At 59.9% G+C, this 24,693-nt stretch carries 25 protein-coding genes; 14 read left to right on the top strand and 11 right to left on the bottom strand.

What is annotated here, in order from left to right:
• Positions 1 to 2: 2 nt before the first annotated feature.
• The 7 genes from LC066_RS19375 to LC066_RS19405 form a co-directional block, all read right to left on the bottom strand.
• Entirely contained in the window at positions 3 to 485 is a 483-nt protein-coding gene (locus tag LC066_RS19375; protein ID WP_224902610.1) for a DUF411 domain-containing protein, read from the bottom strand.
• An 11-nt stretch (positions 486 to 496) separates the two neighbouring features.
• Positions 497 to 1,441 (bottom strand): WD40/YVTN/BNR-like repeat-containing protein, encoded by a 945-nt coding sequence (locus tag LC066_RS19380; RefSeq protein WP_224902613.1) that lies wholly within the window; start codon positions 1,439 to 1,441, stop codon positions 497 to 499.
• Between the two features lie 2 nt (positions 1,442 to 1,443).
• Positions 1,444 to 2,895, bottom strand: coding sequence for a multicopper oxidase family protein (locus LC066_RS19385; protein ID WP_224902623.1), 1,452 nt, complete (start codon positions 2,893 to 2,895; stop codon positions 1,444 to 1,446).
• A gap of 138 nt (positions 2,896 to 3,033) precedes the next feature.
• Positions 3,034 to 3,378, bottom strand: coding sequence for a hypothetical protein (locus tag LC066_RS19390; protein WP_224902625.1), 345 nt, complete (start codon positions 3,376 to 3,378; stop codon positions 3,034 to 3,036).
• Between the two features lie 13 nt (positions 3,379 to 3,391).
• Positions 3,392 to 3,862 (bottom strand): Cu(I)-responsive transcriptional regulator, encoded by a 471-nt coding sequence (cueR, locus tag LC066_RS19395; RefSeq protein WP_224902728.1) that lies wholly within the window; start codon positions 3,860 to 3,862, stop codon positions 3,392 to 3,394.
• A 164-nt stretch (positions 3,863 to 4,026) separates the two neighbouring features.
• Positions 4,027 to 6,339 (bottom strand): heavy metal translocating P-type ATPase, encoded by a 2,313-nt coding sequence (locus LC066_RS19400; RefSeq protein WP_224902627.1) that lies wholly within the window; start codon positions 6,337 to 6,339, stop codon positions 4,027 to 4,029.
• A 201-nt stretch (positions 6,340 to 6,540) separates the two neighbouring features.
• Positions 6,541 to 6,915 (bottom strand): hypothetical protein, encoded by a 375-nt coding sequence (locus tag LC066_RS19405; protein WP_224902629.1) that lies wholly within the window; start codon positions 6,913 to 6,915, stop codon positions 6,541 to 6,543.
• 39 nt (positions 6,916 to 6,954) lie between these two features.
• Here LC066_RS19405 and LC066_RS19410 point away from each other — a divergent pair, with 39 nt between their 5' ends.
• The 4 genes from LC066_RS19410 (at position 6,955) to repC (ending at position 12,206) form a co-directional block, all read left to right on the top strand.
• Positions 6,955 to 7,725: a DUF2493 domain-containing protein gene (locus LC066_RS19410; RefSeq protein WP_224902630.1), complete on the top strand. Its 771-nt coding sequence runs from the start codon at positions 6,955 to 6,957 to the stop codon at positions 7,723 to 7,725.
• 729 nt (positions 7,726 to 8,454) lie between these two features.
• The gene (repA, locus tag LC066_RS19415) at positions 8,455 to 9,666 is read left to right on the top strand and encodes a plasmid partitioning protein RepA (RefSeq protein ID WP_224902632.1); all 1,212 of its coding nucleotides are present in this window, start codon (positions 8,455 to 8,457) and stop codon (positions 9,664 to 9,666) included.
• 103 nt (positions 9,667 to 9,769) lie between these two features.
• On the top strand, positions 9,770 to 10,765 hold the full coding sequence (gene repB, locus LC066_RS19420) for a plasmid partitioning protein RepB (protein ID WP_224902634.1): 996 nt from the start codon (positions 9,770 to 9,772) through the stop codon (positions 10,763 to 10,765).
• Between the two features lie 160 nt (positions 10,766 to 10,925).
• Complete coding sequence (repC, locus tag LC066_RS19425; protein WP_224902636.1) at positions 10,926 to 12,206, top strand: plasmid replication protein RepC; 1,281 nt, start codon at positions 10,926 to 10,928, stop codon at positions 12,204 to 12,206.
• Between the two features lie 12 nt (positions 12,207 to 12,218).
• On the opposite strand, the gene LC066_RS19430 is transcribed toward repC, so the two are convergent.
• On the bottom strand, positions 12,219 to 13,316 hold the full coding sequence (locus LC066_RS19430) for a tyrosine-type recombinase/integrase (protein ID WP_224902638.1): 1,098 nt from the start codon (positions 13,314 to 13,316) through the stop codon (positions 12,219 to 12,221).
• 157 nt (positions 13,317 to 13,473) lie between these two features.
• Between LC066_RS19430 and LC066_RS19435 the strand changes: the two genes are divergently transcribed.
• The 10 genes from LC066_RS19435 to LC066_RS19480 all read left to right on the top strand — a co-directional run bounded on the left by LC066_RS19435 (position 13,474) and on the right by LC066_RS19480 (position 22,618).
• Positions 13,474 to 14,358, top strand: coding sequence for a DUF1403 family protein (locus tag LC066_RS19435; RefSeq protein ID WP_224902731.1), 885 nt, complete (start codon positions 13,474 to 13,476; stop codon positions 14,356 to 14,358).
• Positions 14,359 to 14,361: 3 nt separating this feature from the next.
• Entirely contained in the window at positions 14,362 to 14,976 is a 615-nt protein-coding gene (gene scpB, locus LC066_RS19440; RefSeq protein WP_224902640.1) for an SMC-Scp complex subunit ScpB, read from the top strand.
• 176 nt (positions 14,977 to 15,152) lie between these two features.
• On the top strand, positions 15,153 to 16,235 hold the full coding sequence (locus LC066_RS19445) for an AAA family ATPase (RefSeq protein ID WP_224902643.1): 1,083 nt from the start codon (positions 15,153 to 15,155) through the stop codon (positions 16,233 to 16,235).
• A 31-nt stretch (positions 16,236 to 16,266) separates the two neighbouring features.
• Positions 16,267 to 18,606: a S8 family serine peptidase gene (locus tag LC066_RS19450; protein ID WP_224902646.1), complete on the top strand. Its 2,340-nt coding sequence runs from the start codon at positions 16,267 to 16,269 to the stop codon at positions 18,604 to 18,606.
• 106 nt (positions 18,607 to 18,712) lie between these two features.
• Positions 18,713 to 19,426 (top strand): dCTP deaminase domain-containing protein, encoded by a 714-nt coding sequence (locus LC066_RS19455; RefSeq protein ID WP_224902649.1) that lies wholly within the window; start codon positions 18,713 to 18,715, stop codon positions 19,424 to 19,426.
• 78 nt (positions 19,427 to 19,504) lie between these two features.
• Entirely contained in the window at positions 19,505 to 19,792 is a 288-nt protein-coding gene (locus LC066_RS19460) for an acyl carrier protein (RefSeq protein WP_224902652.1), read from the top strand.
• Complete coding sequence (locus LC066_RS19465; RefSeq protein WP_224902655.1) at positions 19,789 to 20,169, top strand: helix-turn-helix domain-containing protein; 381 nt, start codon at positions 19,789 to 19,791, stop codon at positions 20,167 to 20,169. The genes LC066_RS19460 and LC066_RS19465 overlap by 4 nt, the downstream gene beginning before the upstream one ends.
• Positions 20,156 to 21,184: an ImmA/IrrE family metallo-endopeptidase gene (locus LC066_RS19470; protein ID WP_224902658.1), complete on the top strand. Its 1,029-nt coding sequence runs from the start codon at positions 20,156 to 20,158 to the stop codon at positions 21,182 to 21,184. The genes LC066_RS19465 and LC066_RS19470 overlap by 14 nt, the downstream gene beginning before the upstream one ends.
• Entirely contained in the window at positions 21,181 to 21,903 is a 723-nt protein-coding gene (locus LC066_RS19475; RefSeq protein WP_224902661.1) for a C1 family peptidase, read from the top strand. Before LC066_RS19470 ends, LC066_RS19475 begins: the two co-directional genes overlap by 4 nt.
• Complete coding sequence (locus tag LC066_RS19480) at positions 21,851 to 22,618, top strand: hypothetical protein (protein ID WP_224902664.1); 768 nt, start codon at positions 21,851 to 21,853, stop codon at positions 22,616 to 22,618. Before LC066_RS19475 ends, LC066_RS19480 begins: the two co-directional genes overlap by 53 nt.
• Here LC066_RS19480 and LC066_RS19485 read toward each other — a convergent pair.
• From LC066_RS19485 to LC066_RS19495, 3 genes are read right to left on the bottom strand one after another with little or no spacing between them, the layout of a single operon-like run.
• On the bottom strand, positions 22,602 to 23,276 hold the full coding sequence (locus LC066_RS19485) for a uracil-DNA glycosylase (RefSeq protein ID WP_224902668.1): 675 nt from the start codon (positions 23,274 to 23,276) through the stop codon (positions 22,602 to 22,604). The two genes, LC066_RS19480 and LC066_RS19485, sit on opposite strands and share 17 nt — an antisense overlap.
• Entirely contained in the window at positions 23,273 to 24,430 is a 1,158-nt protein-coding gene (locus tag LC066_RS19490) for a nucleoside triphosphate pyrophosphohydrolase family protein (RefSeq protein WP_224902671.1), read from the bottom strand. Before LC066_RS19490 ends, LC066_RS19485 begins: the two co-directional genes overlap by 4 nt.
• The gene (locus tag LC066_RS19495; protein WP_224902674.1) at positions 24,427 to 24,636 is read right to left on the bottom strand and encodes a hypothetical protein; all 210 of its coding nucleotides are present in this window, start codon (positions 24,634 to 24,636) and stop codon (positions 24,427 to 24,429) included. The genes LC066_RS19490 and LC066_RS19495 overlap by 4 nt, the downstream gene beginning before the upstream one ends.
• Positions 24,637 to 24,693 lie beyond the last annotated feature (57 nt).

A 24,693-nucleotide genomic window follows, 5' to 3' on the forward strand; every position in this document is an offset into this window, starting at 1 on the left:
ACTCACTCATCGGAATAGACGGTGATGCCGCCCTCGCCGAAGGCGTAGGTCTTGAGGGTGCCGGTCTTGACGCGGGCCATCCCCGGGGCATTGGCCGGCATTCCCGGCAAGGTGATGCCAGCGATGTCCGGTCGCTCGCTCAGGAGCCGGTCGATGATCTCGGCCGGAACCAGACCGCTGACATAATAGCCGTCGATCTCGGCGAGATGGCAGCCAATGCCGCGCTCCGGAACACCGACGTCGACCGACCGCTTGTCGAAATCCCGGTCATCCACGCGGGTGACGGTGAAGCCGTTTTCTTCGAGATAATCGGCGTAAGTATCGCAGCAACCGCAGCCCGGATCGCGCCAGATCGTGATCTGCTTCGTGCCATCGGTCGTTTCCGGCTTTGCCGTTGGCTCACTTTGTGCCCAGGTCAGCGTCGTCAGCGCCCCCGCACTGACAATACCGCCGCCGATCAGGCCGAATACCGTTCTTCTCTGCATCTCTCTCTCCTTCATCCGGCCGCTGTCGCGGTCCAGCTTTTGCCGCCGTCGCGGCTGAGTTTCAGGGTGCCGCCGATGACAGCGGCGATGTACGTCTCGTCACGAGGATGAACCGCGATCGCAGTCGCGGCGCTAAGAGCCACCTGGGTCCAGACCACCCCGCCATCCGCCGAGGTCCAGATCCCCGAGGGCAGAGCGGCATAGAGCCGCTCCGGTGCCGAAGGGCTGCTCGCCAGCGACTGTACCGGCTCGCCGTCGGGCAAGGGGTTTTCGGGAGGTGGCGCATCGCCAGAGACCAGCGCATCCATTGCGTTGCCCGGTTGGACGTCCTGCCACCGGCAGAAACAGTCAGGCACCCGGGTCAGACCCATCTCGGTGCCGGCATAAATCCATATGCCGCCCATGCCGGTCTCTAGATCGACGGACGCCAAAGTGAGCGGATCGCGCTCGGCCTCTTTGAGCCAGGGGCGGTCCATCGCCAGGGTCCAGGTTTCGCCAGCGTCCTCGCTCTTATAGAGACCGTCGCCGCGGACTGCCGCATAGATTAGGTCGGGGTTCCGCGATGCGATTGCGAGGGCATTCACTTCTCCGTCCGGAAGCCCGGCATTGCCGATGCGCCACGTTGCCGAACCATCGGCCGACAGTGCGACACCGCCCTTTTCCAGGCCGGCGGCGACAAGGCCGGGCCGGTCAGGATTGGTGGCCATTGCCAGCACTTTGCCGGGCGTCGTCCGCTCGGCCCAGGTGCCGCCGTTATCCTCGCTGACGTTCAACGTTGCTTCCGCCGCCAACAGCACGTCACCGTCGAAAGCCAACGCGCGGATTCCGCCGCCGCTGCCGGCCCGCGCAAGGTCCGGCAGAAGTACATAGGCGCTTACGCCGAGAGCCGACGAAAGAAAGGCGCGTCGCGTGGGAAGCAGCGTTGGGTATACGGATCTCAATTTGCTTTCTCCCATGTTCAGGCCACCCGGATCACGCCCATCATCCCCGCCGCCTGGTGCTCGAGAATGTGGCAATGAAACATCCAGTCCCCCGGATTGTCGGCGACAAAGGCGATCTCGACGCGTTCGCGCGGTGCCATCAGAACCGTGTCCTGCCACTCGCGATGCTCGGTCGGTGCCCCATCGCGGGTGATGACCCGGAAGGAATGGCCGTGCAGGTGGATCGGGTGATGGAAAGCCGTTGCGTTGGTCATCTGGATGACGTGACTTGCATCGCGTTCGAGGGTGAGGAAGGGATCGAGCATATGCCCCTCGGCCGCCTTGCCGGTGACGAACCATATGCCGCGCCCGTCGTGGCGCATGCCCATCATGCCGCCCCCCATCATGCCGCCGGATGGACTGAGACCCATGTCGCGTTCGACCATCGCGCCCATCATGCCGCCGGTGAACAGCACCTCGTGGCGGCGCGCAGACGCCATGTCCGGTTCCGGAAGCGAATTGTCAGGCAAGGCAATATCCCAATCGGGCGGCGCGTCGCGCAGTGGCGCGCCCTCGTAGACGATATCGAGCAGCCGATACTCGTTATCGCGATAGGCCCGATCGACCAGCTGAACCCTTGAGCCCGAGGCGCCAGTACAATCCAGGATGACATCGGCCCGCATGGCGGGGCCGAGCAAAACCCGCCCGCCGGGCGCTGCATGGGGGGCGACAGGCTGGCCATCCAGCGCGATGACGCGCGGTTCGTGGTCGCCGAAATCGAGCGCGAAGATGCGTGCATTGGCGGCGTTGATAAGCCGCAGCCGGATGCGCTCGCCTCGCCGCACAGCGAAGGTCTCGGGAATCTGCCCGTTGATCGTGACCGTGTTTCCCAACCGTCCGGCGTGGCTCATGTCCATGGTCGCGCCGAAATCGTCCGAGATAGTAGCATCCCGCGTCAGGCGCCAGTCGTCGAGGATCCAGGTGATGTCGCGGTCGACCTGCGGCGCGTTCGGTTCCTCAATGATGAGTGGTCCGTAGAGACCGCGCCCGACCTGCTCGAAGCTGCGCTGGTGGGGGTGATACCAGAAGGTTCCCGCATCGACTGCCTCGAACTCGTAGGTAAAGGTCTCGCCCGGTGCAATTGGCGTCTGGGTCAGGTGCGGCACCCCGTCCATGGCGTTCGGCACGCGCAGCCCGTGCCAGTGGACCGTGCTGTCCTCGGCCAAGCCGTTCATGACGTCGATGCGCAAGCGTTCGCCCTGACGCACGCGCAATTCGGGGCCGGGAACCTGTCCGTTGTAGCACCACGCGGGTGTCTCGGGGTGCGGGTTGGGCACTAGCCGCGCAGCGCCCGGCGCGGCACGCAACGAGAAACTACGGCTCTGCGACTCGGCGAACGTGGTCTTGCCGAAGGCCGTTGCAGCAACCCCCGCTACCGAAGCAGCGAGAAAGGAACGGCGCGATAGAGTCGGATTGGATCGGTTGAACATGAACTTGTACTCTCTGATCTGACGGCGCTGCACCGCGGCAAAGCTGCGGTGGCGGTGCGATTGTCTCGCGCGACCGCACGGAAGCGCGCAGTCGGTACGAGTCGACACATCCAGCGCGATCAGGCGCCGAGTGTCGGATCAGAGGTAGAATCGAGGTGGTTCTTTAGCCGGAGGACCGGTGATGCCACGCGCAACCCGCTCCGGCATCCGGTCATGCGCGATGGACGTGGCGACATGGCCCGTGTCCGCCGAAGCAACCGGAACAGCGGCCATCCCTGTGACGTTGCACACGAAATTGCAAACCCCGCCCTTGAGTCCGGCCTCCTGATCGCCGCACGCGTCGCAATCGTCCATCCCGGACATCCCGGCATCCGCGGTGATCATCGCGGAGGCCATGGCAGCCGATCCCGCCGAATGCGCAACTGCGCCCACGGCGAAAGCCATGAGCGCGAGAAAGCAGAAAAGGCGGGCGAACAAGATCATGGATAATTATCTACTATTGCGTTGCATGAATATCCAGCGACGGCTTGTCGCGTTTCCGTGAAGTGCGATTTATCGCCTGATCACCGTCTTCGCGGGAAACCTGTTGCGCCAGGTCGTCAATGATCGGGCAATCAGGCCGTTTGTCGCCCTGACACCGTGCGACAAGATCGCCGAGCGTTGCGCTCAATGCCTGTAGTTCTTCGATCTTTCGGTCGATTTGCGTCAGATGGATCTTCGCAATCGCCTTGACTTCGGAGCTCGACCGCTCGCGGTCTTCGTAAAGAGACAAGAGCGTTCGGCAATCCTCGATGCTGAACCCCAGGGAGCGGGCGCGTCCGAGGAATGCAAGCGTGTTCAATTCGCGATATCCAAACTCGCGATAACCGTTCTCACGACGCGGTGGACGAACAAGCCCGATATCCTCGTAGTATCGAATGGTTTTGGCGGGCAGTCCGCTTCGTTCGGAGACGTCACCAATGTTCATCGTTGAAACCTCGCTTGATCCATAGCCAACAGATAGGGGTTCCACTAACTGGAAGGTCAATGCCTGCATAGATTTTTTCTTTTTGATTGCCGTCTGATTCTGCTCGGATCTGTCGCCACTTAAATGAATGCGACTCCGGAAAGTGCCTGAGTGGCTCCATTTTTTCAAAGACGCACCGATCTCAGTCGCAACGCATTCCCGATGACCGAGACAGATGAAAGGCTCATCGCGGCAGCTGCGAACATCGGCGAGATCAGGAGACCAAAGAACGGGAACAGAACCCCGGCGGCCACTGGCACACCGGCAGTGTTGTAGATCATGGCGAAGAACAAATTCTGCCTGATGTTCCGCATTGTCGCCAGCGACAGGCGGCGCGCTCTGACAAGTCCGTTTAGGTCCCCTTTGACCAAGGTGAAACCTGCGCTTTCGATCGCGACATCGGCGCCGGTACCCATGGCGATACCGACATCGGCCTGCGCCAAAGCAGGTGCATCGTTCACACCGTCCCCGGCCATGGCGACCCTGCATCCCTCGGCCTGAAGCTCACGTATGATGCGGGCCTTGTCCTCGGGCAGGACATCGGCGCGTATCTCGTCGATGCCGAGCCGCCCCGCCACGGCCTTGGCCGTGCGCTCATTGTCGCCCGTGACCATTACGATCCGGAAACCTAGGTCATGCAGGGCCTTCAGGGCGGCAGGAGTTGTTTCCTTGACCGGATCTGCCACGCTCACGAGACCGGCGATCCCGCCGTCGACGACGACAAACATGACCGTTTCACCTTCGTCGCGACGGGCGTTGGCGACTTCGGTCACCTCAGGCGCATCGATACCGAGTTCGGCGAGCATCTTCGCGTTGCCCAAGGCCACCGGTTTGCCGTCCACGTTACCCTTAACACCCATGCCGGTGACGGCTTCGAACGCGTCGGCATTTGCGAGTTTCATGCCGCGTGCCTCAGCACCGCGCACAATCGCCTCAGCCAGCGGGTGCTCGGAGCCGCGTTCCAGGCTGGCAGCAAGTCGAAGAACCTCGGCTTCTTCGTGGCCGTCTTCCGGTAGCACGACAGACAGTTCCGGTTTGCCCATCGTCAGAGTGCCGGTCTTGTCAACGATCAGCGTGTCCACCTTCTCGAATGCCTCAAGCGCTTCGGCATTCTTGATCAGCACGCCCGCCTGAGCCCCGCGCCCGGTCGCGGTCATGATGGACATCGGCGTTGCGAGCCCGAGCGCGCAGGGACAGGCAATGATGAGAACGGCGATGGCGGAGACCAGGCCGTAAGCCAGCGCGGGCGACGGCCCCCAGATTGACCATGAGACGAACGAAATGACTGCAACCGCGATCACAGCTGGTACAAAATAGCCGGCCACGGCGTCTGCGAGCTTCTGGATCGGAGCGCGGGACCTCTGTGCTGCTGCCACCATTTCGACGATCTGTGCCAGCATCGTGTCCTTTCCTACGCGTCTGGCTTCGATCACGAGGCTGCCGGTGCCGTTGATTGTCGCCCCGGTGACCACGTCGCCTTCGACTTTCTCGACCGGCACAGGCTCGCCCGTGAGCATCGACTCATCAACCGACGACCGCCCTTCGACAACTTCGCCGTCCACTGGCACCTTCTCGCCTGGGCGCACTTTTATGCGGTCGCCAATCTGCACGTCCTCCAGAGGCACTTCCTCTTCCGTTCCGTCCTCACGTATCAGACGTGCGCTCTTTGCGGCCAGGTCGAGCAAGGTGCGGATGGCCGAGCCGGTCCGCTCCCGGGCACGTAGTTCCAGAATCTGTCCAAGTAGCACCAGAACCACGATCACCGCGCCCGCTTCAAAGTAGACACCGACATTGCCTTCAACGTCCCGAAAACCGCTTGGGAATAGTCCGGGCGCGATTACTGCGATCGTGCTGAACGCCCAGGCAGCGGCAACTCCCATACCGATCAGGCTGAACATGTTGAGGTTCATGGTCCTGAAGCTCTTCCAGCCGCGCACCAGAAACGGCCAACCTGACCAGAGAATGACCGGCGTAGCCAGAATTAGCTCGATCCAGTGGGCCAATCCCTCGCCAATCCAGCTGCGCACGGGGAGACCGACATAGCCTCCCATCGCTAGAACGACGACGGGAACGGTTAGGATTGTGCCGATCCAGAACCTGCGGGTGAAATCGACGAGTTCCGGATTGGGGCCTTCATCGACTGTCTGAATATCTTTTGGCTCCAGCGCCATACCACAAATCGGGCAGTCGCCGGGGCCGACCTGCTCGATCTCGGGGTGCATCGGACATGTATAAATCGTGCCTTCTGGCATTGCTTCCGGCGTGGGTCCTCCGTCTATGTAGGTTTCCGGTGCTGCATCGAACTTCTCCTTGCAGCGCGTCGAGCAGAAGAAATACGGCGCGCCTGCAACTTGGGATACATGGCGTGCGGTCGCGCGATCAACGGACATCCCGCACACCGGATCGCTCACTATCTCGCTCGTCTCGTCAGCACACATGATTGACCTCCATTTCCAATCTGTCGAAGATATGCATCTTCCAGTCACTGGAAGGTCAATGGCCTTTTTCTTGAGAACTCCAACTCTTCACAAGACACTAGGTAGAAAACCCGCCATCGGCTGTTCGCTATCCGAAACCATCAAAAAAACCTCAGCCGCACCGGTCATGTTTGAATATTCGGCCTCGCGAAATTCGGTAGCCTACCGGGAGACCGATACCGACCCGGGCAGCTCGATGCGAAAGAGAAAAGTCGCCTGAACGACGGCAAGCATGAGCGCGACTGCGAACACGATCCAAGTTCCAAATGCTGCAATGGCAAAGCCTCCCAGAAGCGGGAAGACAAACGCTGGAGCGGTCAAGGCATTGAAATAGCCGCTATACGATGGGCGACGCTCGTCTGGGGAGACTTCCATCAATAGCCCGAATACGGCAATCGTCAGGCCGTTCGTCAGCGCGCCGAGGGAAAAGAATACGGCGATGAGAATGGCCAAGCCGATCCCTGGCGGAACCGGGCTGACCAAGAGCACCAATACGACCAGCGGTGGGGCCGAGCGCGCAATAGCGATGGCGCGCATCAGGCTCAGCTTGCCCAGCCCGACGAGGTCGATCTCGCCATGGCGACGCTCTTTGACACCACCATCGGCCTCCTCACCGGCAGCCAGTTGGAAGACAATCTCGAAGAGATGCTCTGGTCCCTCACTTCGATCTTCCATCGTCGCTTCACCCACATTCAGAAGCTCCTTGACGACAATGAGTTCGAGGTCCGGGAAAGTCTGGCCATCCAGGACGGCTCAGAGGTCGCCTCGGTCGAGCTCGAGCGCCTCCAGATGATCGGGCTCAAGCTCTGGGACCATCGCGACGCCTTCGAGCAGATGCGCGATCTGGCCGTGGACCACTTCTCGGCCGCCACAGGCTCGCCCTGGCTGCCCCGCACAGGATCCAAGGTCTCGCATCGCGGCCTCACCTCCGCCGTGGTGGATAGCCGGGCCTATCTGTCGGCCAAGCGCCGCAAAGAGACCGAGGTGCACTGCCCCGAAGGTACAAGGATCGCCTTCTCGGGCGGGGACTATCACGCCTATGATCTGATCTGGTCCGTTCTCGACGCTACCCACGCCAAATACCCCGACATGGTGCTCTTGCACGGTGGCACGCCCAAGGGTGCCGAGATGATTGCGGCCCGCTGGGCAGATACCCGCGGTGTCACCCAGGTGGTCTTCAAGCCCGACTGGAAGAGCCACGGCAAAGCCGCTCCCTTCAAGCGCAACGACAAGATGCTCGAGACGATGCCCCAAAGTCTGATCGCCACCCCCGGTTCGGGCATTACCGAGAACATCGTCGACAAGGCCCGCAAGCTGGGGATCCGCATCAAGAGGATCGGGGCTTAGGCCCCGGTTCTACAATGACATCAGTCAGAGCCCCCTGTGCGGTTCGCTTTATGAGTTCGCAAAGGTGCGCAGTTCTGCGGGATTTGACCTGTCAGACTGCTGAGTGTGTCGATGAGTATTTCTAGCTGGTCACTGTCGCGGGCCTTCCTGAAGCCTCAGAACGCTAAGAAAACCGCGAACCAGGACGATCGGTCCCTGCAAGCCGTCATCCCCTGATGGCCGAGCGACGCAGCGTGACGCTAAGAATCGGCTGGGAAAACCCTGCCGATTCCCTCGGCTTCCCTTCGCACTGAAACGCATTGCTTGCCTGTTTGAGCGCATCGGCTGGTGCACTTGGTGGAACCAACCGATTACTGGTTGGGCCTATGGTGATGATGAAGCAATCTGTATCGGATGGGACGGGTTCGCGGTCTGCTTAGCGTTCTGCAGCTTCGTGCCTCTTGCGTTTTGACAGCCGTGCATTCTTGAAAAACTAAATAATATTATATGGTTGCGTCGAAGTTGATGCGGAACGCAATTCGACTTCACATGCGAGCTTGTGACGGTGTGCCTAGATATTGGGTAGCCAATTTGCGCCATCGCTACACTTTGTCGAGACATCTAGGCTCGCTGGGAGATTGTGTAAGATCGACCCGCCCGACGAAAAACGTTGTTAAGACTCGTTTTTCCGTGTAGATGACACTTTAATGAGCGAAATCGCCGAAAAAGCGATATTTAGAGGGCAGGCGGATGAGAGAACGGTCTTTTGCGGCTGATACGAAGGATCAACCCTTCGACGAGATCATCCTACAGCAAGGAGAGTTGATTTCCGACCGCCTCAATATGTTGCGGCAGGAACAGTATCCTCCGGACGCCCAAAAAGGTCTGCGTCAGTTTTCGTTGGCCGAGGTTGCCTACTATCTCGGTGTGACCCAGTCGACCATTAAGAAGCTTCATCTCGAAGGCAAAGGTCCTGAACCTGAAACATCGTCTTCTGGGAGGCGCAGCTACTCGGCCGAGCAGATGCTTGAGCTGAGAGCTTATCTCGATAAGCATGGTCGTCCCGGAAAGCGCCGTTATGTCCCCTATCGGCAGCCTGGCGAAGAACTGCACGTTGTGTCCGTCGTGAACTTCAAAGGTGGCTCCGGAAAAACCACTACCGCCGCCCACCTCGCGCAGCACTTGGCGTTGAAAGGGCATCGAGTTCTTGCGATCGACTTGGACCCCCAAGCCTCGCTCACAGCTTTGCACGGCATTCAGCCAGAACTCGACGACGTGCCTTCGCTCTACGAGACACTTCGGTATGATGACGAGCGCAAACCGATCTCGGAGGTGATCCGGCCAACAAACTTCCCCAACCTAGATATCGTTCCGGCAAGTCTTGAGCTTCAAGAGTACGAATACGATACCCCGGTCGCTTTGACGAGCAGCGATTCCCATGAGGGCCGTGCCTTCTTCACTCGTATATCGAAGGCGCTTAACGAGGTTGAAGATCGCTATGACGTGGTCGTAATCGATTGTCCTCCTCAGCTGGGCTACCTCACGCTCACTGCTCTGACGGCTTCATCTTCGGTAATTGTGACAGTCCATCCTCAGATGCTGGACGTCATGTCGATGAGCCAGTTTCTCCTGATGCTGGGCGGGATCATGAAGACGATCCGTGATGCTGGAGCGAACATGCGCCTGAAGTGGTTCCGTTACCTCGTAACGCGATTTGAACCAACGGACGGTCCCCAAAAGCAGATGGTTGGGTTCCTCCAGGCGATGTTCCCAAATCAGATGCTGTCGAATCCTATGTTGAAATCTACGGCGATCTCCGATGCTGGGATTACCAAGCAGACGCTTTACGAAGTTGAACGGTCTCAGTTCGTGCGGACAACTTACGACCGCGCCGTGACGTCTTTAAATGATGTGAACGACGAAATCGCTGAACTGATCCATAGGGCTTGGGGGCGAGAGTGACTGTGGTTTTGACAGCCGTGCAGAACGCTAGTTTTGACAGCCGTGCAACTGTCGAAATGCGGGCTGCGCGCCGGTTGGATTCTGACGAAAGGGAGATGGCTTGATGGCTCGCAAAGACCTCCTGAAGAGCGTTATGGCCGGTTCGACGGAACAGTCGAAGGATTCCGGTCGCTCTGGATACGCGATGCGCGGTGCTTCGAAATCGATGAAGGTTTCAATCGATAGCCTTGCGGAGAACTCGAAGCGTCTCCTTGAAGGCGAAACCATTGTCGAGATCGATCCGAAATTGATCGATGTGTCATTCGTTTCGGATCGGCTTAGTGATGACGATGTTGCTTTCGACGAACTGAAAGCATCGATCGCAGCGGGTCGCCAGGACACGCCAGTATTGCTTAGACCGCATCCGGAAGCGGATGGCCGCTATATGATCGTCTTTGGGCATCGCCGTGTGCGAGTTGCATCGGCGCTCGGCCGTAAGGTTCGCGCAGTTGTAAAGCCAATGGACGATGTGGCTCATGTTCTTGCTCAAGGGCAGGAAAACACTGCGCGCGCAGATCTCTCATTTATTGAGAAGGCCCTATTTGCGAGGAGCCTCTTGGATATGGGGCAAGCAAAGGATGTGATCCAGTCTGCCCTTACCATCGATGGGACGTTGCTTTCACGGATGCTGTCAGTGGCGCAGAACGTCCCTCGGCACGTCATCGAACAGATTGGGCCGGCCAAGCAGATTGGGCGTGATCGCTGGGAAGACTTCAAGAAGTTGGCTTCGGAACCATCGAATGGCAAGATCCTCAAGGGAGCTTTGGAGTTCGACGGGTTTCAAAACCTCGACAGTGATGCTCGCTTTGAGTTCCTGCACAGCAAGCTGGCAGAAGCGGGCAGGGCGCCGAAGCGCCGAAAAACGCGTGCTACGCCCAAGAAACGAACCTGGACTGCCGGCAAAGGCCGCATCAAGGGAGTCATCGGTCGTTCCGGAAAGGCATTCAGCATTTCGCTTACGGCACAAGATTCAACCGAGTTCGGGGACTTTCTCTCGGGTCGGCTTGATCAGCTGTACAGCGAATTCCTCGCTACGAAAGAGGAGCAGTCAGAACAATGATCTAGGCAAAAGAAAAGCCCCCAAGCAGCGTGGCCTGAGAGCTAATCTGAAAAGTTTGGTCGCTTAGAAGATATCTCTCCCGCGAATCACTGTCAACAAGAACGCCACTTCGGCGAACGGCTTTCTTTTGCCTCCACATAACTGGAGGTGAGAAACAGGCATGAAACATACAGGTTGGCGCAAGCCGACACCGGGTCTTGGCATTGCAGCGCAGCTTGCCCAAGCCGGTGAACGGGTGGCTGTATCCAAATCGCGGGCCCTCGTGGCGGTGAAGCGCGTGGGCGTGTACATTGGACTCAAGGCCGGAGATGTGATGCTCCTCGACACGCTCGGGGCGTTTACACAGGCCCAGGACTGGGAGGAGGGGCAGCGTCCGATCGTCTGGGCGTCAAACGCCTATCTGATGGAGCAGACCGGGTTCTCGCTCTCCGCGCTCAAGCGCCATGCTCGGCGTCTGGCCGAGATCGGCGTGATTTCCTTCCAGGACAGCCCCAACGGCAAGCGTTGGGGCCGCAGAGACGCTGAGGGGCGCATCGTCGAGGCCTACGGCTTCGATCTCTCGCCGCTGTCGGCGCGTGTTGAGGAATTCGACGAGCTTCATGCCGAGTTGCAGGCTGAACGCGAACTCTGCCAGCGCCTGAAGCGCCAGATCACTGTTGCACGCCGGATGATCCGCGCGCGCATCGAAGCGGCCGTCAGCAGCGCGCTGCGTGGGCCCTGGGCGCAGTTCGCCGGGCTCTTCGAGGAGCTTCTGGATCGGTTGCCGCGCCGTCATGAAGCCTCCGAACAGCTTGTGCGGCTGCTAACTTGGTTCAAGGAGCTCCAGGAGCGCGTCGAAGCTGCCTATCTCAATGCAACTGAGGTCGTCCAACCTGTGAAAAACAGGCCCGAAACCAAGGAACGAGTTTCTGAGAAGACCCAAGAAATGAACCCCAGGGAGGTCATTTCTGACACCCACATACTAATTACAAACCAACTTAATCCTGTAAAATGTAATTCCTCAGAAAATGAGGAAGCGGCGAGTGGTGCGCCCAATGTTCGACCCGACGAACAGGTTGATAGGGAGTTGGACGTGTGGGTCACCGAGGTCAGCAAGAAGCGGACGGCGCTGGACCTGCCCACCGTGATGCAGGCTTGTCCCGAATTCGCGTCCTGGGCGCGCAATATGGATGGGTTCCTGAAGGATTGGGGCGATCTCCACCGGGTCGCGGGTCAACTGAGGCCGATGATCGGGGTATCTGAGCATGCCTGGAACGTAGCGCAGGACCGGCTCGGCAAACAGGTGGCGACAGCGGCGCTGGCGCTTGTCTTCGAGAAGCATTGTGCGGGCGAGGTTTCGTCGCCGGGCGGCTATCTGCGCGGCATGGTCGAGAAGGCCGGGGCAGGCGAGCTGCATCTCGAGCGCAGCTTCTACGGCAGGCTCAGCGGGCTGGCGGCGTGATGGGGCAGGGGATCAGAGGCCGGCGGCCTTGGTCAGGTTCACGCGGAACCGATCGCGTCTGCGCTGGTAGCGGCGGGTCATCTCGGCCGAGGCATGTCCGAGATGTTTCTGGACGTAGCGCTCGTCGACTTCTGCCGAACTGGCGAGACCAGCACGCAAGCTGTGACCGGAGAACAGAGTCAGTCGTTCTTTCTCGGGCAGCTCCGATCGGATGCCGGCATCGAGGACCGTACGCTTGATCAGGCGTGCAACATGTTTGTCGTTCAGCCGCGTTTCGGTCGTCCGTTTGCCATCGCGCGTGATGCCGACGAAAACCGGACCGAAGTCAATCTTTGCGAAATGCAGCCATTGCTTCAGCGCATGCACGGGGCAGGTCTGATCCCTCGAGCCGCGACCGATCTCGACCTCGCGCCAGCCGGTCTTGGCGTTGAGAGTGAGCAGGGCGCCTTTGTCGAAGATCTGGATCCAGCCACCGGACTCCGGTGTGTCGTCCTTCTGCACGTCGAGGCTGACGATTTCCGAGCGGCGCAGACCTCCGGCATAGCCGAGCAGCAGGATTGCCCGATCCCGCAGCCCGCGCAGATCATAGGGCAGAGTGGCGACCATCGCGACGATGTCCTCGGCCAGGATTGCTTCCTTCTGAACCGGCGGGCGCGCATGCTTGCGCTTGATTCCTGCCAGCACCGTGGCGATGTGCCGGTTCTTGCGATCTAAGGTGAAACCCCGCTGCGCATAGTTCCAGGCGAGACCGGACAGGCGGCGGTCGATGGTTGAGACGGATAAGGCAGGGGAGGAACCTGATCCGGACGCAAGATCGGCGAGATAAAGGCCGATCATCTCAGCAGACGGAGGCAGCGGTTCCGCGCCCTTCATCCGGCACCAGCGCGCGAAATGCGCCCAGTCTTTCGCGTAGGCTTTCAGCGTGTTGTCGGAGGCTGCGGCGCGCGCATAGTCGCGGGCGGTGTCCACCAGGCGATCGAGCGTGCCGGAGCCAGCCACATACGCGGGCAGGGCGATCCCATCGCTTCTGTCTTGACCTCTCTCGTCGCCTTGAGCATCAACAGACTTACCCGAATGCGATGACATCGAATTCTCGTTGTCTGAGTCCATTCATTCCCCGAAAATTTGCTAATTTTGAGACCGTGCTGCAGCCTATTCTACAATGTCCGATAATGCAAATTTATTGGACATCAGTACGTTCGGCAAGGCGGGGCGCTTTGAATGTTATTTTCTGGATAAAAGCGCCGCTATGGTGCAGGCTCTGCGCATGACATTTGCGCCGCCGAACCACACCAGGACCTTAGACCCCCAGCCCGGGATACCGCCCTGGATCCGCGGTGCGCGGTCTGAATCCCCTGAAGATGCTGCGTTTTCGTCGGGCGCGGTGCTGAGTCATCTGCACCTTGTGTTGGGTCGTGAGGCCGTGCCGCAGGCGCTGCTGCGGGACCGCCTGGCGCTGCGGGCGGCGGAGGCTTGTGTCGCGTTTTCCGGGCGTCCGGAGCGGGCAGCGGAGCTGCGCGATGCGATCCACCTCCTCCGCCCGGGCGACCTGCCCGGACCGGCCGGCGAAATCTGCTTGGAATGGCGGCGTGCGGTGGATCGGCCGGTGTCCGTCAAGGCTCTCGCCCGTGCTCTGCCGCATGTCGAGGCAAGTTTGATTTCCAGCTGGCTTGACGCAGGACGGGGAACGCCGGTGACGCGCGCGGCGATGGTTCTGGAAGCGGTATGCACGCAGGCGCCGCGTGTCGATGTGCCCGCGTTGGTTCTTGCCGATACGGCCCTCGCCCAGGCGCTTGGCTGGACCCATGTGGTGCCGCTGCTGGCCGCGGGCCTCAAGCGCGCCGATTTGCGCAAGAGGGGCGAGGACCTGCGGCTGGCCTGTCATCGGGCGCTTCTTGCATCCGGGGTTGAGGTCGTGCGGCAGGCCGCCGACCTCACCCGCCGGGCGGCGCATCTGAAGGCGATCACCCCCAAGCTGCGCGCCAAGGGGGCGGGCGCCGCCGTCGAGATCTTCCTGACCCGCGACGCGGTGGCCCCCTCGGCCATGCCGTTGCCCGATCGCGCCGCGCGGCGGCTCTGCGACCGTCTGGTCGCTCTCGGCGCGGTGCGCGAGCTGACGGGCCGAGACACCTTCCGGCTCTACGGGGTCTGAGCGATGGCCAAGGATCGACGCGAGCCTGAGCTTGACCGTGAGCTGGCGGACCTGCCGCCGGAGTTGCGCTGGTGCGAATGGATGCGCCGGATCGAGGCCGTGCTCTTTGCCTCTGCCTCGCCGGTGCCGCGCGAGGATCTGGCGCGGATCGTGGGGCAGGGGGCCTCGGTCGACCTGCTGGTCGCGGACCTCGCCGCCGATCTCGGGGGCCGGGCGTTTGAGATCGCGCAGGTCGCCGGTGGCTGGATGTTCCGCACGCGCGCGGCCTACGCGCCCGCGATCCGGGCTGCGGCAGATGTCGGGGATCAATTACTGGATCTGAATGAATTCGACATCGCGGTGCTGGCCGCCATCGCCTACCACCAGCCGATCACCCGCGACGGGTTAAAGGATATCTTCGGCAAGGAGATCAGCCGTGACTTGATCGGCCGCCTGCACGCACAGGACCTGATCGGCACCGGGCCGAGGGCGCCGCGCCGCGGGGCGCCCTATACCTTCGTGACGACCGCGCAGTTCCTGGTCGCCTTTGGTCTCGAAACGCTCGCGGACCTGCCGGAGCGGGAGCAGTTGGCGGATGCGGGGATTGTTGGTGAGCCGACACAAGTTGGCGTTGGCTGAGCTTCCACTCATGTTCACGATTAATTCAGCGCAATACAGGTTGGGCGATAGGGATGCTCTAGCGCCACTCTGCGCCGGGCGTTTTGGCGATTTCTCTGGTCCGTTGAAGGATTTATGTATAGAATTTCGACGTAACATGCGTCGAGAAAAAACCTCGAAGAAAGAGCAGCTTAACCGTGGCATCCGCCCAGCAAATCATCGGTCTCGTCAAGAGCCACGCGGAGGGAGACGCTGATCGTTTTTATGATCTGGCGATGCAACTTTCTGCGGCCGAAGAGCAGAAGGGACATACCCGGCTAGCTGAGCAGTTGCGGCAGTGGGCCGAAGCGGGGCAGAAGTCGCCTGCGACCCGCACCCCTGCAGTCACCCCGATTGCAACTCCGCGCGGTGATTTGGCGGAGTTCCTTGCCGCATCTTATCCGACCGAACGCCTCGGTGATGTGATCTTGCCAGGCATGATCGAGAGCGAACTGTCGCATCTCGTTGTCGAGACGCGTATGCGTGAAAAGCTTGAAGCAAAAGGGTTGAAGCCACGGCGGCACGTTCTCCTCTCTGGTCCTCCCGGAACTGGCAAGACCCTGAGTGCTTCAGCGCTTGCCGGTGAGCTGCAGTACCCCCTCTTTTCGGTCATGCTCCACGGGCTGATCACGAAGTTCATGGGGGAAACTGCACAGAAGCTGAAGATGATCTTCGATGCCGTCAAGACGACGCGGGGCGTCTATCTCTTCGACGAGATCGACGCTTTAGCTGCGGCCCGGGGCGGTGAGAACGATGTTGGCGAGGCCCGTCGGGTTCTGAACTCGTTCTTGCAGTTCCTGGATGAGGATACCGGGCCTTCGATCGTCATTGCCACCACTAACCTGCCGGGAATTCTTGACCGTGCGGTGCTGCGACGCTTCGATCTTGTGTTGCCATATGTCATGCCCGATGGGCCGGCCATACGGCAGGCGCTCGAGCGCCGGCTTATCGGCTTCTCGCTGAGCCGGATGGGATGGAAACGGGTAACGGATGTTGCCATAGGCCTCTCGACGGCCGATGTTGTGGCGGCGGCGGAAGATGCTGCTCGACGTGCCGTGCTGAATGATACGGACAAGATTGCGACACAGGATTTGCTTGATGCCCTCGAACGCCGACGGTCGCTGCAAGAACTAGGGGCCGACGATATTGGCACGAGACCTTCCTCACTTCCACCTTCGCAATCTCGGACAACCTCGCCCATTCCAAGCAAAGGGCGGGGGCGGGTCCAAAAGACCAAGTGACGTCCCCAATCGCGCTGCGCATGCCCAAGCCTTGCTTCAGGCCATCGACGCGCTGCCAGATGTTCCGGCATCTGAGCTTCCCGGCGTCTATCTGGAAGTCCGCTCGCGTGTCGACGAGCGCCTGAAAAAGGACAGCCTCGACGCTAGTGGCCTTACGCTACTGCGCGTCGCTGAAATTCCTGATCCCGGTGGTGCCCAAGAGCGTGCGACGGTGTTTGCGACAGCCAAAGGTATCGAAAAGCTGCGCAAGAAGATCGAGCAGTTTCGGACTGAAGAGACGCCTGATCGCGAGAAAGATGGTGAAATCGTCCCGGGTCGTCCGAAGAACGCGGACTTGGTGCAAAGCGTTGCTGCCATCACAGAAGCGGGATTGCGTGCCCTCTGGCGCAGCCCTTCAGGCAAATTTCCAGCAGCGGATGTTGCAACCGTCTGGGAGGTTTGGCTCGAGCCTCGAATGACCGAAGCTTTCGTCGCGGCCGCACCAAACTATGGCGTTATCGTGGGAGCAGATCGGCTGGAGTTTCCCGAAGATATCGTTGTGATCGTACAGGCGGATCGCGCTCAACTCGCTCAGGCCGTCCGCCGATTGGGCGGCGTGCGCGCCCTGGCCGCTCCGACCATCACAGCGGATTTCTTCGACGGCTTGCAAGTGGCCGAACAGGCGCAGTGGGTTGACGAACTCGCGGGTCGTACGACCTACACTGACAATCCCGATCCTGGCTACGTCACGCTCTTGGATACCGGTGTCAGTCGTGCGCATCCTCTCATTCAGCCGGCGCTAAGTGTGGATGACCGACATGCAGCCAACCCGGCTTGGGGCCTCGAGGATGTGAAGGGTCATGGCACTGAGATGGGAGGATTGGCTCTCTTTGGCGATCTCACTCCGAAGCTGCACCAGGCGAATCCGGTTTCTGTCATGAACCGTCTGGAATCCGTGAAGCTGTTGCCTGATGCAGGGGTGAACCCGCATCATCTACTTGGCGCGGTGACCAGGCAGGGGATCAATACAGTAGAGCAGGTTGGCCCTCGACGCCGGACCTTCACCATGACCACGACGACGGGTGAGGATACGCCGCACGATGGAGCCCCCACCTCCTGGTCAACGGAAGTCGATCAGCTTGCCGCTGGTGTATCAGGCGATATCAAGCAACAGCGCCTGATGCTTGTCTCCGCCGGGAACACCGACAACTTCACTTTTGGTGCTGGAAACTACCTCGACCGATGCGATCACGAGGACAACGAGATCGAGTCGCCGGCCCAGGCGTGGAATGTTGTGTCTGTCGGAGCCTTCACAGAGAAGACCGTGCTGCCAGACGGAGAGCCGGTCCAAGCGCTTGCGCCATTCGGCGACTTGTCGCCAGCTTCGAGAACTGCATCGTGGTCTTCCCATTGGCCGAACAAGCCGGACGTTGTCCTAGAGGGAGGAAACTGGGCGCTTAGTGCCATGCCGCCGCCAATGCGGCACGGATGGTTATCGCTCCTTTCGACGCACCGGAATTATCCGCTGCGATCCTTCACATTCACCTTCGACACCAGCGCGGCGACAGCGCTTGCAGCGAAGGATGTAACGGAACTCTGGTCGGACTATCCCACGCTTTGGCCCGAGACAGTACGTGGTCTCTATGTGTCCTCAGCGCGATGGACGCAGCAGATGCGCGCCCATCTACCTGCCCAGCCGAACAAGGGTCACTACGCGCCGCTTTTTCAGCGCTATGGTTTCGGCGTTCCAGACATGGCCCGCGCCCGCCGTAGCGCATCGAACGCGCTGACCCTCATCGTGGAAGACACGATCACGCCTTACGGACTCTCTGAAAAGACAGGCGATGATGTCCACAACGAGATGAAGCTGTTCGCTTTGCCCTGGCCCGTCGAGGCTTTGCGCGCGCTCGGCAATGCCGATGTGACCTTGCGGGTGGCACTTAGCAGCTTTATCGCTCCGAACCCGTCTGAAGCCTCGCGCGGCGTTCGCTACCGCTACGCCTCCCACAATCTGCGGTTCCAACTCAATCGCGCTGACGAGAAAGAAGCGCAGTTCCTGGCCCGGATCAGCAAGGTGGCCGAACAGCCTGATGGTCCTGCAAGCGACGAGGACGATCTTTGGGACTACGGTAGCAATCGGCGTCATGTCGGCTCGCTGCATATAGATCAACTGACGTGCAAAGCTTCAGATCTCGCGCGTCGCAACTTGCTGGCTGTTCACCCGGTTACCGGATGGTGGAAGTCGAAAAAGCTTTTGGCCGAAGGTTTGCCATCTGTGCGCTACGCGCTGATTGTCGAGATTGATGCGGACGAGGTCCAAGCGGAGCTCTATGCGGAGGTACAGGTTGCTGTCGACGCACTTATTGCGGCCCGAGGTGTGATTGCAGTCTAGTGCGTTCGATGCTCGATACAGCGAAGAATGTCGGGTGGCGGAAGGAGCTTTGCGTAGGTAACTTCGAGGCCATAAACGTTGATCCTAGCGGGTGAGGGAAGCAGCCATGGCGTTTTGGAGTGGGGAAACGTTAAAGAAAAAGCTACCACAGTTGGTTCAGCCGTACGACGAAAGGTCGATCGACTGCGCGGCCTACACTTTGCATGTGGGCAGTGAAATATATGTCAGCCCTGACCGCAAGGTTTCAGATCCAACCCGGCATGCGAAAAAGCGTCTCGCTGCAGGTGAAGCCTTTACTATACCAGCAGGGCAGTTTGCATTTCTCACTACTGTGGAGCGGGTTACAGTACCAGATAGCGCTCTTGCGTTTATTTCGATTAAGGCTCGCCTGAAGTTCGGGGGACTGATTAATATCTCGGGCTTCCATGTCGATCCAGGCTACCACGGGGAGCTTCTGTTCTCGGTCATGAATGCCGGACCGAAGCCCTTGCATTTACAGCAGGGACAGCCGCTTTTCCTAATTTGGTACGCTGATTTGGATCAGCCTACAGCAGAAAAGAAAGATAGTCCGGGCTTTATGGGCATCGACCCGGTGCTGCTCAATAGTATCAGCGGAGAAATCCTGTCGCTGCAAAGCCTTTCTGATGAGCATCGTGACGTGGAGCAGCGCCTGACTCGGCAGATTCAAGAGCAGGACACCAAGGTTGCAAACCTGGAGGTTCAGGTTCGATGGTTTCTTCGTTTCGGGACGGCAATTCTTATTGGCTTGGTGGGTTGGGCCTTGAGAGAGTGGATCGGTTCGCCGCCACCGACCCCGTAGTGGCCTTCGCTTAACTCTTGTCGGGTATTCCGACACATGGTATGAGTGTGTTGGATTTCGAGACATTGGAGGTGCTCGATGACTGTTACGACTGCAACCGTCGAAGCGATTATCCGCGACGAGATTCAGTGCGCGCAGGACGACCGCCCCACGCCGAAGGCTGGCTGGGAACCGCAAGTCGACTCGTTGGTCATGGTGTCGATTGCACTGCGAGTTGAGGAGGAGTTCGGCGTGAAACTGCCAGAGTCGGTGATGCCGCCTGGTGGGTTCGACGATGAGAGCCTTTGTGTCTCGGTATTTGCTCAGCATGTCATCAAGCTACTGGGTGTGCCACAGAAGCAGCCCGAAGGAGAAAAAGTATCATGACCGCGGAACGGATCGGCTTTGCAAGTAGCGGGAACGAGAACCTGGCGCTCGGTGCAAAGTTGCGCGAGGCGAGGGAGTATCTCGGTCTTAAGCAAGAGCAGGTCGCCCGGCATATGGCATTGCCGCGGACGGCGGTGTCAGAGATCGAGAATGGCCGCCGCGGGGTCAGTGCTATCGAGCTGACTAAGCTAGCGCGTCTGTATCAGCGCCCTGTGGCTTGGTTTACCGGCGAAGAGACCGGGGCCGGTGTGCCTGCTGATGTTGCCTTCTTAGCGAGAACAGCAAGCGCTCTGTCGGACAATGACCGGCAGGAGTTGCAGCGGTTCGCCGAGTTCTTGCGTACCAAATCGAAAGTGCCGGGCGATGGTCAGTCGTAGCGAACGTGAAGCGATCCTGCGTGGCATCCGCGGGGCCAAGCGCTTGCAGCGCGATCTGAGTCTGGATCAAGGCGCTTCGCGCGCGCAACGAGTGGATGTCTTTGCCAGCATCGCTCGGATGGGTGCGATGTTGATGTTCCAGCCGCTGGAGCCGCTGCTTGGTGCGTTCGTCCGGGAGGGCGGGAATGCCGGCATCATACTGAGCACGAGGCGACCGCTCGGCATGCAACGATTTACCGCTGCCCATGAGCTAGGTCATCTAGCGCTCGGCCATGATCCGCATGCGGATGATGATCGTATCTTGCGGCGGGCTCCTTGGGCCGGTGACGGCATGGGTGGCGTGCCTGTTCCGACAGAAGAACGGGAAGCGGATGCCTTCGCATCCTATTTTCTGCTACCGCCATACCTGATGAAAGAGCAGATGGCGGTGCAGGGCTGGGAGCCACGCCATTTCGAGCACCCAGAGACTGTGTATCAGGCGTCCCTTCGGTTTGGGACCAGCTACCGTGCCACTGTGTTCGCCCTCGAGCGGGAACACGTCATCGGCCGAAATCTTGGCCAGCAGCTTCGGCGCGCCGAGCCGCGCGATCTGAAACGGGCATTGCTTGGAGATTTCGATCTGAAGAACGCGCAACGGATGGATGTCTGGCATCTGACTGAGCGCGATGAAGGAGCCGTTATCGAGGCGAGCCGCGACGATCTATTCCTGCTACGCCTCAAGGAAGACAGTGGCGGCGGCTATGTCTGGACCTTCGACGAATTGAGCGACGCGGGTTTTGTCATCCTCCGGGACGGCCGCGAACCTGTTCCGGTTGGCCGGATAGGCGCGCCGACGGTGCGCCGTGTACTGGCTCGAGCGGAGCGGCCGATCGCCGGTCAGCTGACCGTTCGGGAGGTGAGACCCTGGGCGCCGGATGACGACCCGCAACTTCTGACCCTCTATTGCCGGACGGCGACCAGCGATGAGGCCGGTCTGTTCGAGCCGCAGCGCGAGGAGCTGCTGGCTGCCCAATGAAACTGCATATCGTCAAAGACTTGAGATCCTTTCTTGGCCCTGTGCGAGATCAGGGGCGTCGGCCGACCTGCTTGTCCTTCGCGGCATCTGCGGCGCATGAGCATGCACGCGGTGCCTTCGAGCCGCTAAGTGTCGAATGGCTGTACTATCACACGGCGCAATTGGCGGGGACCGGACCGGATGATGGTACGACCCTGCCGGATACACGCCGGGCATTGCATCAGATCGGACAGCCGGACGAACCGGCATGGCCGTATCGCAGTCAGCTGACCGACCGTGGCAGTTGGGTCGCGCCGACGATCGGATCGCCACTTTTTCGATGCGGCTCTAACAAGTGTGACCCGGTTATGGTGCAGGTGCAAACGCAACTGGACCAAAGTCAGCCGGTAGTCCTGGCGCTATACGTTTCATCGACCTTTACAGCGTCGGGCAACTGGCTGTGCGCCGATGGCGAGATCATCTTGCCCGAGGATGGAGAGCCCATTGATCGCGGTCGCGGTCATGGGGTCGTTGCTGTGGGCTATGGGCGCTTCGGTGAAGAGACGGTGCTGTTGCTGCGAAATTCATGGGGCACTGGGTGGGGCAGGGATGGCCATGCCTGGGTGTCTGAAAGCTATCTGGCTCGCCGCCTGTTTGGTGGTTTCAATATCTGCGAAGGAGATGGAGATGTTCTACAATCCAATGCCGGCGGCCGCTACGCCAGTACGCGCGTGGGCTGAGGCGGCAGACCGCCTTCGTGCAGAACCGACGCTCTCGTTGGGCGGTCTGATGCTCCATGTTGAGAGACCGCTTGCCATGGAGCCTGATGAAGAAGCTGTCGTCAGCCTCGTCGACGACTTCCTTCGATGCCATGACAAGCAGCCCATCGTCACTGTTGCCAACACGATTTTCCCCTCGAGTCTGGATCGTGGCGACGGAATCGATCGACTGCGGGAGCGCTACTTGCCGATCTACCAGCGCCGAATGTGCCGTCAGGGAGAGTGGGGGCGTTATTTCGAGCGCATGGTAAATTGGAAGGATCGCGAGGGCGGGCATCGCGACCAGATCGCGGAAAACATCCGCATGCTCAAGGACGCACGGGATGGTCGCTTTTACGAGAACCGATACGAAATTATCATTTCGGACCCGGTTCGGGACATGCGGAAGGCGACAAATCGGCAATGCCTGAGCATGATCGAGCTGAAACCAGAACGTGACGGGCCGCTGCACATGCTCGTGGTGTATCGAAACCACTACTATGTGCAGAAGACCTTGGGGAACCTTCTGGGTCTGGGACGACTGCTTGGCTTCATCGCCCGCGAGAGTGGCTTCGAGGTTGGTACCCTGACCGTGAACTCCACAGCCGCCCGTATCGAAACGGATGGCTGGAGCAAGGCCGATGTGACTGCCTTGATTGATGATTGCTCTGCGCGCCTGCTCAGGCAGGCAGCGTAAACAGGTCCGGCGTTCGGGCCGGGGGCAGGGCATAGGCCTCTTCGATCTGGGCGATGAAGGTGTTCTGTCCACCATAGCTCGGATGGCGAACCTGCGTGGCCTCGATCCCCAATTCATCGACGGCACGGTGCGCATCACCACCGATGGCAATCACGGTCTCTGGCTGCAACAGGTCCATAATCTCGTGAAGGAACCGGGCACACGTTTGCCGCTCGCGCTTTGTATGGCATCGGTTGCTCATTGGTTCGTCGGGTTCGTGCGGGTGCAGCGGGAAGACGTTCCACAGGAAGACAGGTTCCGCCAATCTCTGCAGCATCTGCCAGATAACGGTCGCGGTGCGCTCACCGACCGCCGGTCCGTTGGTCGCCTTCTCCACTGGCAACCCCTGAAACAGCGAGCTGTAGCTGTCGAGGTGGACCTCATCAGTCAGCGCAAGGCCTGTGCGGCGTCCACCACGATAACCGAGATCGCGGGCAATCCAAACGGTGCGAACCTTTAGGTCGATAGCTGTATTCAGGCTCATAACCAGATTTCGCTGCCGACAATGCGGTGCGTCGGTCCGGTCGTGCAGCGGACAGCGATCAGCATAGGGGTTGAAGACATTGTCGAGAGAGACAGCGCTCAATGCTCCAACGAAAGTCTCGACCGCCGCACTCATGGTTTGTCGTACCGGATGGATCGCGCGTCGAGATCAATGGTGACGCGGCCGCCACGATGAACGCGGACGGCCCGGAAAATTTCATAGCCTTGCAAGATTGCTTTCTCCCATAGCCAAAGGGGACAGGTTTCCGCTTCATAGCCGGACACGAAGCGGCGCACGGATTTGAGCAGCCCGTAGTCGAGGGCCGTGATGCCCTCGAACAGGGCCAAGTGTTGCGCATGGTTGAAGATCCAAGTGGCGATCCCTTCTTCGATCAGTACCGCGCGGGCACCGTCCTGCACTTCATCCATTCGAGGGTCGCTCTTGCGCTTGACCCGGAGCAGTCGCCGGAGAGTGGGCGACCATCCGAGATGCGCTGCATAAGACAAATGGAAGACATCATGGAAGCGGTAATCGTCGTCGTCGTCGCGGTTGTCAGTCAAGGGGTCTCCGACCGGCTTGCCGTCGCAGGTTAGGCGGGCCATGGTTCTCCCGTTGAGCTCTACCTCTTCGATATCGATTACCAGCTGCCGCGGCAGTTGTTCATGGACTGGAAACGCCTCATCGAACAGCGGCGGGTAGTGCCGCTCGACGGGCCAGCGATCGAATGTTTTCTCTAAATTGGCTTTGGCAGCATCTTCGAGCGTGATGCCGGCCTCATGGGCGGCGGCGCGGAGCGCTCGCAAAACGCCGATCAGGCGTCCCTTGAGTGCGGAGCGATTGCGCTCAAGCCGGCCGGCCGCGTGATCAGTCATCAACAGACCAACCTCGCCAGCGAGCTTCAGCAGTGTCTGCTCAAAAGCCGGTGTAGGTGAGGTCGATACTTCGGCGGCGGGCGCTTCAATGGCGACAAAGCTCAACTCGGTGAAGCCGGTCGATTGCCAATCCGCAAGACTGCGGTCAAGATTGATCGCCAGTTCGTCGAGGCCAAGCCTGGCGCGGCAGGCGAGAGCTGTGAGATACCAAAGCACGTCGCCCAACTCCTCGACCACGGAATCCTTATAGCCGAGATAGGCAATAGGATCGCGCTGCTTCTTCTTTACTTCGCTGAGCAGGCTGCCGGTTTCCCCGAAGAGGCCGAGGAGGTGGAAGTCGAGGCCTAGTTCATCTGAACGACGTTGGTCGGTCTTCTGCGCTTCAGCTTGATATTCGGCAATAGTGAAGGGTTTCATGGCGTTTTCCGCCGGTCGACCAGCGCCTCCTTGGGGACATGAATACCATAGGCATCGAGCGCGCGCAGGACGATCATGCGGATTGTCTCACCTGAATCTGCAGCTCGGAGTGCGATCTCGCGTTTGGTAGCGGCTGGCAAAAAGAGCTGCAATGTTGGCTCTTTGTCGGCGGTGTCCGTCGCAGCTGGCGCAATTCGATTTTTCATGATTTAACTATTTCATGAAGTTTACTCGGACTCAAGGCAACATCGCATCGCTTTCGA

The organism is Pseudooceanicola marinus (assembly GCF_020177265.1).
Lineage (GTDB): Bacteria > Pseudomonadota > Alphaproteobacteria > Rhodobacterales > Rhodobacteraceae > Pseudooceanicola > Pseudooceanicola marinus_A.